9 protein-coding genes are annotated in these 13,446 nt (G+C 69.7%); 2 read left to right on the forward strand and 7 right to left on the reverse strand.

Going from position 1 to position 13,446, the window contains the following annotated elements:
* The first annotated feature begins 35 nt into the window (after positions 1 to 35).
* A complete protein-coding gene (locus ROR02_RS17345; RefSeq protein ID WP_147162216.1) occupies positions 36 to 2,066 on the forward strand; it encodes an intermembrane phospholipid transport protein YdbH family protein in 2,031 nt (676 codons plus the stop codon).
* An 82-nt stretch (positions 2,067 to 2,148) separates the two neighbouring features.
* Entirely contained in the window at positions 2,149 to 5,508 is a 3,360-nt protein-coding gene (locus ROR02_RS01405) for a M10 family metallopeptidase C-terminal domain-containing protein (RefSeq protein ID WP_147162217.1), read from the forward strand.
* Positions 5,509 to 5,579: 71 nt separating this feature from the next.
* On the opposite strand, the gene ROR02_RS01410 is transcribed toward ROR02_RS01405, so the two are convergent.
* From ROR02_RS01410 to ROR02_RS01440, 7 genes are all read right to left on the reverse strand, one after another.
* Entirely contained in the window at positions 5,580 to 6,428 is an 849-nt protein-coding gene (locus ROR02_RS01410) for an MBL fold metallo-hydrolase (RefSeq protein WP_246135341.1), read from the reverse strand.
* The gene (locus ROR02_RS01415) at positions 6,425 to 7,237 is read right to left on the reverse strand and encodes a TatD family hydrolase (RefSeq protein WP_147162218.1); all 813 of its coding nucleotides are present in this window, start codon (positions 7,235 to 7,237) and stop codon (positions 6,425 to 6,427) included. Before ROR02_RS01415 ends, ROR02_RS01410 begins: the two co-directional genes overlap by 4 nt.
* Before the next feature lie 130 nt (positions 7,238 to 7,367).
* Positions 7,368 to 8,930, reverse strand: a complete 1,563-nt coding sequence (gene metG / locus ROR02_RS01420; protein WP_147162219.1) for a methionine--tRNA ligase — start codon at positions 8,928 to 8,930, stop codon at positions 7,368 to 7,370.
* Between the two features lie 37 nt (positions 8,931 to 8,967).
* Positions 8,968 to 10,083, reverse strand: coding sequence for a DNA polymerase III subunit delta' (locus ROR02_RS01425; RefSeq protein ID WP_147162220.1), 1,116 nt, complete (start codon positions 10,081 to 10,083; stop codon positions 8,968 to 8,970).
* Complete coding sequence (gene tmk / locus ROR02_RS01430) at positions 10,080 to 10,769, reverse strand: dTMP kinase (protein ID WP_246135342.1); 690 nt, start codon at positions 10,767 to 10,769, stop codon at positions 10,080 to 10,082. The genes ROR02_RS01425 and tmk overlap by 4 nt, the downstream gene beginning before the upstream one ends.
* The gene (locus ROR02_RS01435) at positions 10,766 to 12,016 is read right to left on the reverse strand and encodes a D-alanyl-D-alanine carboxypeptidase family protein (RefSeq protein WP_246135343.1); all 1,251 of its coding nucleotides are present in this window, start codon (positions 12,014 to 12,016) and stop codon (positions 10,766 to 10,768) included. Before ROR02_RS01435 ends, tmk begins: the two co-directional genes overlap by 4 nt.
* Before the next feature lie 186 nt (positions 12,017 to 12,202).
* The gene (locus ROR02_RS01440) at positions 12,203 to 13,216 is read right to left on the reverse strand and encodes a septal ring lytic transglycosylase RlpA family protein (protein WP_246135345.1); all 1,014 of its coding nucleotides are present in this window, start codon (positions 13,214 to 13,216) and stop codon (positions 12,203 to 12,205) included.
* Positions 13,217 to 13,446 lie beyond the last annotated feature (230 nt).

Genomic DNA, 13,446 nt, shown 5'->3' on the forward strand with positions numbered 1-13,446 from the left:
GAGGATCCCTTGTCGTTCCTCCGGAGCCTGGCCCGTTGTCCCGTTCTTCCCCGTCCGCCGCGCCCTCGCCCTCCCCGCCTTCTCCTGGCGCGCCACGCCGCCGGCGCCCCCTGCTTGCCTGGATCGGCCTGGGAGGCGCCGGGCTGACCCTGGGCCTCGTCGCGGGCCTGGTCCTGGGGCGGCTGGCGCTGGCCCCGTGGGCCCTGGCCCAGGTGCCCCCCCTGTTTGGCCTGCCTGCCCTCTCGGCCCGGGTCAGCGTCTGGGACCTGGACCGGCTGGTGGTGGAGGACGCCCGCCTTGCCGACGGCACCTTGGCCTGGGACCGTCTGGAACTGGCCTGGACCTGGAAGGATCTGGCGACCGGCCGGCTCTCCCGCCTTGCCCTCACCGGCCCCACCCTCGCCGTGCCCGCCGCCACATCGTCGGAAGATGAGCCGGGGGCGTTCTCCCTCCCCCTGGTCGTGCCGGCCCTGGGCGTGGACGACTGGACGATCACCAACGCGCGCGTGCACCTGCCCGGGGCCGACGCCAGCCTGACCTTTTCGGCCCACGGCCACCTGACCCCCGAGGCCGACGCCCCGGGAGCCAAGGCCCCGGGAGCCAACGCCCCGGGAGCCAAGGCCCCGGGAGCCAAGGCCCTGGTGCTGACGCTTGAGGCCCTGGACCTGAACGCCCGCGTGCCCGCCCTGCCCGATCCGGTGACCGTCACCCTGGCGCGCCCGGCCCGCCTGACCCTGGGCCCCGGGCGTCTGGACATCGACGCGGCGTTCAGCCCCTCCGCCCCCCTCACCATGCTCCTGGGCGACCAGACGCCGCTGACCGTGCGCGGGCTGGGGGTCAGCGTGACCGGAGGGTATTCCGCGCGCGAGGACGCGCCGCCGCTGGTTCTTCACGCACAGGCAGACGCCGTTGAAGTGGCGGGCGTGCACGCGACCGACGTGGACGTGGACGCCAGCCTGAACGGCCCCACCGCCACCTTCGCGGCCCGCCTGGTACGACTGCCGGGCGAGGACGGAACGCGCACCGGCGGCACGCGCGCGCCCCGCGCCCTGCGCCTGGTGGGCCACCTGAAGGCGCCCGACCAGCCGGACACCCCGACCCGTCGCCCCCTTGACCTCGCCGTGACCCTGGACGCGCCCGGAACCCCGCCGGTTCTCGCGGCCACGGGCTGGATTGACGCGGGCACCGGGGCCGGGGAACTCCGCCTCGACGAAACCCCGGTATCCCTGGCTCCCGAGGCCCTGACCCTGGCCGACCTGTACCCGCCCCTGGGAACGGTGGTGGAGAAACTCACCGCCCGCCTGCGCCCCAGGGGCACCGTGGCCTGGGGCGACGGCTGGAGCCTGCGCGCCGACCTGGCCCTGGACCGGGGCCAGGGGCGCCTGGGCGGCCTGCCGATCCAGGATCTTTCCGCCCGCCTCGGCGCCGATCGGCCCGCCAACGCCAGGGGCCTTGCCCTGCGCGTTCAGGCGGCCCGCTTCACCCTGGCGGACGGCACCATCGAAACCGAGGGCCCGGTCCCCGTGCCCCTGACCGGCGCGCCCGTGCGGGTCCCCCTTGCGGTGCGGGGCGTGGATCTGGCCGCCTTGAGCGCCTTCCTCGACCTGGAGGAGGTAAGCGCCGCCGGCCGCCTGGACGGGCGCCTGCCCCTGGTGTTCGCCGACGGCCCGGCGCGGGTTGAAAACGGCCACCTGCAAGCCAGCGGGCCCGGCCACCTGCGCTATCGCATCGGCCCCGCGCCCTCGTCCGCCGACCCGGCCCCCCCGCCCTCCGGGAACCCCGGGGGTGTTGCCTTGCTGCGCCGCGCCTTGGAGAACTTCCAGTACAAAACCCTGAGCCTGACCCTGAACGGGCCGCTTCTGGGAGATCTGGCGGTGGGCGTGGGCATTGCCGGGGCCAATCCGGATGTGTACGACGGCTACCCCATCGAGCTGTCGGTCACGATCTCGGGGGCGCTGGCCGACCTGATTCTAGCCAACCTGCGCACCACCAGCCTGCCCCAGCGCCTTCAGGAAAACGCCCGCGAGGTCCTGCGCGCCCTCGGCCGAAGCAGCGGGCGCGATTGACGAAAGCGGGGGCCCGACGCCAGAATAAAGCCCGTCCGGCTGTCAGCACCCGGGCAAGCTGTGCGCAACGGGACACCAGGCCATGCCCGAGATCAGCGGCGATTTCCGGATCGATTCCTTGCTGTGGAGCACCAGCGCGCGCTGGAACGTGACCAGCGCCCTGGGCACGGGGGCGGTGGTCACCTATTCCTTTGCCACCAGCGTGCCCTCGTATGCCACCGATGCCGACCGCGCCGGCTTTCAGCCCTTCACCGAGGAGCAGAAAACCGCCGCCCGCGCCGCCTTGCAGACCTGGGCCCAGGTCGCGAACCTCCGCTTCCAGGAAGTGGGCAGCGAGGGGCAGATCGTGTTTGGCACCAGCGCGCAATCCGGCTCCTCGGCCTATGCCTATCTCCCCGTCGCCTCGTACACCGACACCGGCGCCCTGAACACGGACCCGGCACCGGGGGGTGATGTCTATCTGAACAATCAGCACCCCGATAACGCGGGCGGCGGCCTCGCCCCCGGGCACGCCGGGTTCGCCAACCTGATTCACGAAATCGGCCATGCCCTGGGCCTGAAGCACCCCGGGGCCTACGACGCGGGCGGCTCGACGCCACCGGGCCCCTTTCTGCCCTCGTACCTGGACAATCGCGATTACAGCGTCATGTCCTACTACGCCGGATCCAACGCCTACATGGGGTTGGGGGGCATGGTGCACGATGTCGGCCCCATGCTCTACGACGTTCTGGCCATTCAATATTTATACGGCGTCAACCCCAGCGCCAACGCGGGCGATTCCGTTTATGCCCTGTCGCGCGACCGGGTGGCGTGCCTGTGGGACACGGGCGGCACCGACCGTATCGACGCCTCGGCCCAGACCCAGGCGGTTTCCATCGACCTGCGCGAGGGCGGCTTCAGCACCATCGCCGGGGGCCGTTTCCTGGCCATTGCCCAGGGCGTGGTCATCGAGGCCGCGACCGGCGGCCAGGGCGACGACATCCTGACCGGCAACGACGCCGCCAACACCCTCGACGGCGGCGCCGGCAACGACCTGATCGAGGCCGGCGCCGGCGACACGGTTCGGGGGGGCGATGGCTTCGACACGCTGCGCGTGGTCGGCGGCGCGGTGACCGTCGCGGTGACGGGAATCGAACGGATCGAAGGCAGCGGAGACCAGCAGGTGGTCCGGGTCAACGACACGAACCCGGTGCAGGCGGGGGGCGGCGTGGGCCGGATCATCGGCACGGGGGGCTTGCAGGTCAACTTGATCCCGGGCACCACCCGCCTGGCCGTCACCGACGTCGGGCTGGTGGTAGGCAGCGAGACCCAGGAAGCACTGATCTTGTCCGATCACGATGATCGCCTGGCGGTGGAAGGCATCAGCACGGTGATCGGGGGCGCCGGCACGGATACGATCAGCCTGGGATCGGCGGGCGCCTCGCTGAGCGTGAGCGGGGTGGAAGCCGTGCTCGGCGGAGCCGGAGGGGACTGGATCACCCTGGACGAGGCCGGCACCGTGACCGTGACCGACATCGAAACCGTGGTCGGCAGCCCGGGAACCGACCGGATCGTGCTGGGCAACAACACCGGCAACCGCCTGATCGTGGCGGCGGTGGAAGGCGTGCAAGGCAGCGCGGGCGCCGACTGGATCACCCTGGGCGACCGGGGCGGCTGGGTCGGGGTCCAGGGCATCGAAACCCTGGTCGGGGGCAGCGGCCAGGACACGGTGGTCCTGGCCGGGGGGGGATCGCGCCTGATCCTGACCGCGATCGAAACCCTGATCGGGCATGGCACCGGCGACGCGATCACCCTGGGCGATCGCGGCAACACCATGACCGTGGCCGGCGTGGACTCCCTGATCGGCGGACGCGGCCGCGACCGGATCACCCTCGCCGATGCCGGCCAGACCGTGCACGTGCAAGGGGTCGAAGCCGTCCGGGGTGGCACGGGGGCCGACTGGGTGATCCTGGGCGACACCGGCAACGCCCTGGACATGGAAGGGGTCGAGCGGGTCAGTGGGGGTCAGGGAGGCGACTGGCTGAGCCTGACCGGGGCGGACGCCACGATTCTGGTCAGCGGCATCGAAACCCTGGTCGGGAGCACGGGCCTCGACCAGGTGCGCCTGGGCCCCAACGCCGGGCGCATCCTGATCGCGGGCATCGAAACCCTTCTGGGGAGCGAGGGCGGCGACTGGGTCACCCTGGGCGATCGCGGTGCCACCATCGTGGTTGGCCAGGTGGAAACCCTGGTGGGCGGCGCGGGCGAGGACCGCGTGACCCTGGACAATGGCGGCGCCACCCTGGTCATGGCGGCGGTGGAGGCCGTGCAAGGCGGCACCGGCGCCGATTGGATCACCCTGGGCGATCGTGGCGGCGCGCTGAATGTCCTGGGCGGCGTGGAAACCGTGGTGGGGGGCGCCGGCTTCGATCACATCCTTCTCGGGGATCAGGGCAACGCCCTGACCCTCGCCGCCGTCGAACGCGTGACGGGCGGACGCGGCCCGGACACCCTGACCCTGGGCGATCGCGGCAACACAATGACCCTTGGCGGCATCGAAACCGTGCAAGGCGGACGCGGCGGCGACTGGATCAGCCTTGCCCCCAACGCGGATGGCTCGTCTTCTTCAACCATCACCGTAAGCGGGCTGGAAACCCTGGTGGGCAGTACCGGCGGTGATTGGGTGACCCTGGGGCCGCGTGGCAGCACCACCTTGGTGGCCGCGATCGAAACCCTGGTGGGCGGTGCGGGGGCCGACTGGGTCACCCTGGGCGATCGCGGCACCACCATGATCGTGGCCGGCCTCGACACCCTGGTGGGCGGCGCGGGCGCGGACTGGATCACCCTGGGCGATCGCGGCAACACGGTGGTGGTGGCCGGCCTGGAAACCCTGCTGGGGGGACGGGGCACCGACATCGTGACCTTGGGGGATCGCGGCAACCGGATGGTGCTGCGCGACGTGGAAACCGTGCGCCTGGGCCGGGGCCACGACGACCTTACCCTGGTTCCCGGGCTCGACGGCGGCGCGCGGCCGCTTGCCCTGGTGTTTTCCACCCCCAACGCCGAGGCCGCGAGCGGCGATGACATTTGGGGATTCCTCCCCGGCGCCACCCGGGTGGGCGTGACGGGAAGCGTGGCCGCCCTGGCCGATGGCACCGGCGACGGCCAGATCACGCGTTCGCTGTTCTCGCCCGGGACGGCGCTTTCCGGGATCGATCTTCTGGTGATGGAAAACGTGCCGGCCGCTTATTGGCGCGACGAAGACGGCTACGCGTCGCTGCAAGCCGCCCTGGGCGCCCTGAGCCGCGACCAGCACGGCCTTCTGGTGGTGGGAGACGGCACCGACTGCGCCCTGTTCACCTTCCAGGAGGGCGCCAGCCCCAATACGCGGACCCTTGCCGCGCTGGGCACCTTCCACGACACCCCGGCCGTCGCCCTGGCCGAGTCCGTGTTCATCACCTAAAAGGTGCCCTGGAAAAGGGGCACCGCTTTTCCCTGACAAACTCAAACAAAGAGATCAAAAGTCTGTCCGCTTCAACGCGAAACGGACGGACTCCAGGCAGGGCAGTCCAGAACCAGGCCGTCGTGGGCCGGGATCACCCCCGGGGGCAAACGCGCCGACAGGGCCTTGTAATCCAACCCCGGCCCCATGTGGGTCAGCACCGCGAGGCGGGGACCGACCCGGGCAATCCAGCCCAGGGTCTTGTCCAGGTGGGAATGGGTGGGATGGGTCACCTGTCCGAAACAGTCCACGATCCAGGTTTGCACCCCGTCCAGCACCGCGAACGCCGTCTCGTCCAGCTCGACCACATCGGTGGAATAGGCCAGCGGCCCGAAGCGCAGCCCCATGGTTTCCATGCGCCAGCCGTGATCCTGGAAAAAAGGAATCACGCTCAACGCCCCGATGGAAAACGGCTCTTGCCAGGTGACCGGGCGGGGAATCAGCAAGGGCTTGTAAATCGAGGTCGCCCCCTCGGGCAGGGGCGTGAAGCAATAGGAAAAGCGGCCGTTCAATTCGCCCAGAACCCGGGGCGTGGCCCACAGGTCCAAGGCGTGGCCCATGGCCCGGTTGACCTCGCGCAGGTCGTCAATGCCGTGGATGTGATCGGCATGGGCATGGGTGACAATCACCGCGTCCAGGTGGCGCAGCCCGACGCTCAAGGCCTGCTGGCGCAGATCGGGCGAGGGATCAACCAGAACGCGGGTCAGCACCGCCCCGTTCCTGTCCACGGCCTCGACCAGTAGGGAAGGCCGCAGGCGGGCATTGCGGGGATCGGTGGGATCGCACACCCCCCACCCGGTCCCCAGCGAGGGCACGCCCCCCGATCCCCCGCACCCCAGGACGGTGGCCCGCACGATCACCGCCCGGTCGTCCCCGCTCACGACGCCGACGCGGCGCTGGCGGCCGGCCCGGCGGGACGCACGCAGGTGGCGAACAGGCGGAAGAAATTGTCGGTGGTGGCCTGGTGGAACGCTTCCTCGGGCACGCCCTTGAGCCGGGCCACGGCGGCAGCCGTGTGCACCACATGGGCCGGCTCGTTGCGCTTGCCGCGAAACGGCACCGGGGCCAGATAGGGGGCGTCGGTTTCCACCAGCAGGCGGTCCAAGGGCACCGTGGCGATCACGTCGCGCACGTTTTGCGCCTTGGGGAAGGTGATGATCCCGGAAACCGACAGGTACAGCCCCAGATCCAGGGCCGTTCGCGCCAGATCCGCGCCGCCGCTGAAGCAGTGGATCAGGCCGGTGAAGGGCCCCTTCTCGTATTCCTCGCGCAACAGGCGCGCGGTGTCCTCGTCGGCGTCGCGGGTGTGAATGACCACCGGCAGGCCGGTCAGGCGAGCCGCCTCCAGGTGGGCGCGGAACGACCGTTCCTGATCGGCGCGCGGGCTGTGGTCATAGAAGTAATCCAGCCCGGTTTCCCCGAACCCCACCACCTTGGGCGCCTCGGCCAGACGGGCCAGCGCCTCGGCATCGTGCACAGGCTCGCGCCCGGCCTCGTGGGGATGGATGCCCACCGTGCACCACACGTCGGGAAAACGGTCCGTCAACGCTCGCACGGGCTCGAAGCGGGTGACGTGGGTGCCGATGGTCAGCATCGCCCCCAGGCCGGCAAGACGCGCGCGCGCCACCACCTGGTCGAGTTCGTCGGCGAAGTCGGGGAAATCCAGGTGGCAATGGCTATCCACCAGCATGGTCGTGTTCTTCTTTTCTCGCGAATAAGGGACGCCCCCGTCCCGGAAGAACCAGATCGGAAGCGTTCGTTCCTACGGGAAAGGGACAAGGAACGGATCAGCGTTTCCTTGTCCCGTGCCCGGAAGGGCTTCAGGCGCCGCTTGCCTCGGCGGGGTCCACGAAGCGGGGGAACACCCCGGCCGGAGCCGGCAAGGTCAGTCCCGGGGTCAGGCGGCAGGCGGGATCCAGGGCCTCGAAGGTGCGCTGGTCGGGCCCCTGCCCCACCTGATCAAGCAGGCGGCCGGCGGCCTCGGGCACCACGGGCTGCATGAGCAGGGCCACCCGGCGGATGACCTCGGCCAGCACGTACAGCACCGTGCCCATGCGCTCGGGATCGGTCTTGCGCAGTGCCCAGGGGGCCTGACGATCGACGTAGCCGTTCGCGGCCCGCACCACCACCCAGATGGCTTCCAGGGCCTCGTGGAAGGCCTGGCGGTCCAGGGCGGCGCGCACCGTGCCCAGCAAGGCGTCGGCCGGGCCCAGCAGGGCCAGGTCGTCGTCGGTGAAGGGCTGGGGCTGGGGCACCGTGCCCGCGCAGTTGCGCGCGATCATCGACAACGTGCGCTGGGCCAGGTTGCCCAGGTCGTTGGCCAGCTCGCCGTTCATGCGCCCGATCATGGCGCGGTGGCTGAAGTCGCCATCGTTGCCGAACGGCACCTCGCGCAGCAGGAAGTAGCGCACCGGATCCAGGCCATAGGTTTCAACCAGGGCCAGGGGATCGATCACGTTGCCCACGCTTTTCGAGATCTTGCGCCCCTCGTTGGTCCACCAGCCATGGGCGAACACCCGCTTGGGCGGCTCCAGGCCGGCGGCCATCAGGAAGGCCGGCCAGTACACGGTGTGAAAGCGCAAGATATCCTTGCCCACCATGTGCAGGTCGGCCGGCCACAGGCGGGCATACTCGCCCTCGGTATCGGGATAGCCAACGGCGGTGATGTAGTTGGTCAGCGCGTCCATCCACACATACATGATGTGCTTTTCGTCGTCGGGCACGGGAATGCCCCACGAAAAGGTGGTGCGCGAAATCGACAGGTCGGTCAGACCGCCTTCAACGAAGCGGATGACTTCGTTGCGCCGGCTGTCCGGGGCGATGAAGTCCGGATTGGCGCGGTAGAACTCCAGCAAGGGCTCCTGCCAGCGCGAGAGGCGGAAGAAATAGCTGGGCTCCTCGACCCACTCCACCGGGGCGCCGCTGGGCGCGCGCAAGGTGCCGTCGGGATCGCGGGTCAGTTCGTCCTCGCCGTGGAAGGCTTCGTCGCGGACCGAGTACCAGCCCTTGTAGGCCCCCAGATAGATCTCGTCGCGCTCCAGCAAGGTCCGCCATAGCGCCTGACAGGCTTTCAGATGGCGCGGCTCGGTGGTGCGGATGAAATCATCGTTGCTAAAGCCCATGGCGCGGGCCAGCGCGCGGAAATTGGCCGAAACCCCGTCGGTGAAGGTGTGGGGATCGACGCCCGCCGCCTGGGCCGACTTTTCCACCTTCTGGCCGTGCTCGTCGGTGCCGGTCAAAAAGCGCACGTCGTAGCCGTCAAGACGCTTGAAGCGGGCCAGGACATCGCAAGCCAAGGTGGTGTACGCGTGTCCGATGTGGGGCTTGTCGTTGACGTAATAGATGGGGGTGGTGACGTAGTAGCGGGGTTTTGACCCGGCCATGACAAGGGACTCCCGAACCGGACGGGGAACGCGGCCGTTAGGAGGAGCCAAACGCGCGTTCCACCAGGTGAAAAGCGCCAAGGACCGTCTGCTTGCGGTCCAGATGAACGGCGCGGGCCCGTTCAAACAGGGCGCCGACGTTTTCCCACACCTCGATCCAGCGATCAAGGGGCGCCGCCGCCAGCAGGCGGGCCGCCACCGGATCCTCGCCCGGCAGACCGGGCCCCGAAGGCCCCTCCTCCGCCAGGCCCCGGCGCACCATGCGCGCGAGCCACCAGGGCAAGAGGTCGGAAAGGGCGGCGAAGGCCGCGTCGTCGCGGGCCATCCGATCGCCCAGGCCATGCAGGCGCCCCGTCTCGAAGGCGGGCGCCGTGCCCAGCAGGCCCAGCATGTCGGCGCACAGGGCAAGCCCGCCTTGCCGGGCCAGGGTCAGGGCCCGGCCCAGGCTGCCCTCGGCCAGCCCGGCCAGGGTGGCGCGCTCCTGGGGCGCGAGGTCGGGAAGGTGGCGGGCGATGAGGGCGTCAAGCGGCGCGGACGCCAGGGGGCGCAGCACCAGGCGCCGGCAGCGCGAGCGCACGGTGGCCGGCAGGCGGGCCGGGTTGTGGCAGACCAGCAGCAGCAAGGAACGGTCCGGCGGTTCCTCCAGTTCCTTCAGCAACGCGTTGGCGGCGTTGCGGTTCATGCGGTCGGCCTCGTCGATCAGCACCACCCGCCACCCCCCTTCCGAGGCGGTCAGGCGCATGAAGGGGCCGATGTCGCGCACGTCGCCGACCACGATCTCGGCCCGGCGCTGGGCGCTTTTCTGCTCCATCCAGCCGCGTTCAATGACCTTGAGGTCCCCGTGCGAGCCGGCCGCGACCCGCCGGAACACCGGATGGTCGGGGCTCATGTCGAGCGAGGCGGGCGCGGGCTCGGGGGCGAACAGGCCCGGCGCCCCGGCGCCGTCGCGATCCGGGCGCAGCATGTGCCGGGCGATGCGGTAGGCCAGGGTTGCCTTGCCGATGCCCTCGGGCCCCGAAATCATCCAGGCATGGGCCAGGCGCCCGGAGGCCAGGGCCCCCAGAAAGGTTTTCTCGGCCTCCTCGTGACCCAGCAGATCGACACCAAGGCGGGGCGGAGGAACCTCGGGTGCCTGGGCAGCCTCGGCGTTCACGCCGCCTCCTCCAGTTCGGGACAGGCGTCGCGCACGGCCGCCAGCACGCGACGATGGACGGTGTCCTCGTCGGCGTCGGCGTCGATCACCACCCGGCGCGGCACGTCGGGCCCGGTTTGCGCCGCCAGCGCCAGGAAGCCCGCCCGCACCCGTTCATGGAAGGCCGCGTCAAGGCGCTCGTAGCGATCCTCGGTTCCCGGACGGGTTCCGTCGCGGGCCTGGCGGCGGGCGGCCCGCTCCAGGCCGCGCGCGGCGGGAAGATCAAGGATCACGGTGAGATCGGGCTGGAACTCCTGGCAGACAAAGGCAATCAGCCGCTCCAGATCGTCCGGCGACACGCCCATTCCCGCGCCTTGGTAGACACGGGTGGAATCGGCGAAGCGGTCGCTGACCACCCAGGTGCCCGCCGCCAGGGCCGGCCAGACGGTGCGGACCAGATGGTCGCGCCGGGCGGCGGCGTGCAACAGGGCCTCGGTCCGGGCATCCCAGCGCCCGGTGTCCCCGGCCACCAGCAAGGCCCGGATGGCCTCTGCCCCCGGGGCGCCGCCCGGCTCGCGGGTGGCCAGCACGCTCAGGGGATCGCCCTGGCTGCGCAGATGGCCAAGCGCGGTGATCAGGCGGGCGCGCTGGGTGGTCTTGCCCACGCCATCGCCCCCTTCCAGAACAAGGAACCGCCCTCGCTTCACGATCCGGTTCCAGCAGCGGGCGCGGCGACGGGAGCGGCGGCCCCCTCGGCATCGCCGGTTGTCGCGACCCATCCGAACATCAGGTGCGCCAGGGAAGAAAACACCCGGCCGACGGCCGAGAGCGGTTCCACGGCCTTGCCCGCGACCAGCGGGAAGCTGAGCGGGGTCATCTCGGGGCCTTCCAGCACCAGGCGGGCGATCGGCGCGCCCTCGGCGATCGGCGCTTGCACGGGGCCTTCGTACATGACCTTGATCGACAGGTCACGGTGGGCGGCACGCGGCAAGGTGACAAGCAGATCCTTGGGCACGACCAGGGGCACCGTGTCCTCGGCCCCCATCCACACATCGGCCGCGCTCACCACCTCGCCGGCGTGGAACAAGGTGGCGTTTTCAAAGTTCCGGAATGCCCACGAGATCAGGCGCTCGGCTTCCTCCGACCGCTCCATGGTGGTGTTCAAGCCGTTGATGACCATGATCACCCGGCGGTCGCCCTGCTTGGCCGAGGCGGTCAGGCCATAGCCGGCGATCGAGGTGTGCCCGGTCTTGAGGCCATCGGCCCCCAGATTTTTGTACAAAAGGGGGTTGCGGTTATGCTGGACGATCCCGTTGTACGTGAACTGAGTTTCGGAATAAATTTCGTAGTAGGTGGGGAAGTCGTTGATGATGTGTTGCGCCAGCAGCGCCAGGTCGCGCGCCGTCATCAGGTGGCCGGGATCGGGCAGGCCGGTGGCGTTCGCGAAGCTGCTGTGGGTCAGGCCCAGTTCCTTGGCCCGGCGCGTCATCTGACGCGCGAAGGTGGCTTCGTCGCCGGCCAGGTTCTCGGCCGCCACCACGCAGGCATCGTTGCCCGACTGAATGATGATGCCACGCAGCAGGTCCTCGACACGCACGCGCGCGCCGGGTTCCAGGAACATCGTGGACCCGCCGCTGGCCGCGCCGCCCACGCGCCAGGCGTTTTCGCTGACCGTGAACGTGTCATCGAGCGACAGGGAGCCTTCATGCAGGCGCTCGAAAATCATGTAGGCCGTCATCAGTTTGCTCATCGACGACGGCGGCATGGGGGTGTCGGCGTCCTTGTCGAGAAGGACGGTGTTGGTTTCCAGGTCGATCAGGAAGGCCTCGCGGGCCTTGGTCTCGAAGGCCCAGGCGCCAGGGGCGGCCAGAACCAGGGCCACGGCCAGGGCCACGGCCAGGCGGGGCAGCGCGGACGGCGTCAGCGGAGGGCGGAAAAACGGGCAGGCGATCACGACCTGTCGCTCCTTCGGTTGGACCATGTTCTTGTAAACACGCTCGGGAACAAGGGACTCCGGGGTGGCGCGGAGGAAACGTCTTTGGAATCAGGGCCGGCGGGTCGGTCTGGACCGGACGGCACGGGGGCCCTTGCCGGTCGGGTCAAGGAGCCCTTCACACCTCATGGACCCCCGGAAACCGGGTCAGTCGGTCATCAGGCGTGCTTCCGGGTGGCCCGCGCCCTGCACGGAACGCAACCGCTGCTCGGCCGAGGCCCTGTCGGAAAAAGGCCCAAGCCGCACCCGGTAAAGCTCATGATCGCCGAAATAGATCGGGGTGACAAGAACCGGACCGAACGAAGACAGGCGAGCCCGCAAGGCATTGGCGTTCTCGACATTGGCGAAAGCCCCCACCTGGATGTAAACCACCCCACTCGCGGGCATGGCCTCCCCTGTCGCGCGGGGGGGCGGCAAGACAACCTGGCCCACGTTGGTGCCGGCGCTTCCCGCCGTGCTTCCCCCGTAGGACGACGGGGAAGACTGCCGGGGCGGCGGCGCCAGCGGCGCGGCCTCGACCGCGCCGCGCGACGAACCGGAAGACCCATAGGACGCGGGAGAAGAATACGACGAAGACGAGCCCCCCGAGGACGTTTCCCCTCCAGAGGCCCCTTCTCCATACGACGCCTGCGACGAGGCCACCGCCGTGCCGCCCCCGCCGCCCAGGGCCTCGGCTTTCACGCGGCGGCTTTCGTCGGCCAGAATGCGCACGCGCACGCGCGCCACGCCGTTTTGCTCGAACCCCAGCGACCGCGCGGCGGCCCGCGAGACATCGATCAACCGCCCGGCCACGAACGGCCCGCGATCGTTCACCCGCAAGACAATGGACCGCCGGTTGCTCAGGTTGGTGACCTGCACGATCGAGGGCATGGGCAAGGTGGTATGGGCGGCGCTCAGCGCGTTTTGATCGAAGCGTTCGCCGTTGGCGGTGCGCTTGCCCTGGAAACTGGTGCCATACCACGAGGCCACCCCGATTTCGTCGTAGTCATAATCCTCGCGCGGATAGTACCACCGCCCCCCGATCTGATAGGGCGAGCCCACCTTGTACGTCCCCCCGGACCCGGAGGGCGGCGTGTACCGCGTCGGCGTGGACGTGGGACCGGCACAGGCCGCCAGAAGCCCCACCACGGCAAGCAGGGCCGGCAGCGAGACACGAAACACGCGGGGCAAGGGAGCCTGGGGCGGGATGGGAACCTCCTGAAGCACACAAAAAAGTGAACGCTCAGAGCCTGTCAGGGAAAGGGGAGCATCACCTTTCCCCAAGACAACACACGTAAACAAGGCGCCCCCAAACCTGTCCGCTTCAACGTGAAACGGACAGACTCTAGAGCATTTTCAGCCGAAATGGACACCGTTTCGTTCGATCGGAGTGCGCTCTAGAGTAATCCGAG

The sequence above is a fragment of the Pararhodospirillum oryzae genome, from assembly GCF_007992075.1.
GTDB classification, from domain to species: domain Bacteria; phylum Pseudomonadota; class Alphaproteobacteria; order Rhodospirillales; family Rhodospirillaceae; genus Pararhodospirillum; species Pararhodospirillum oryzae.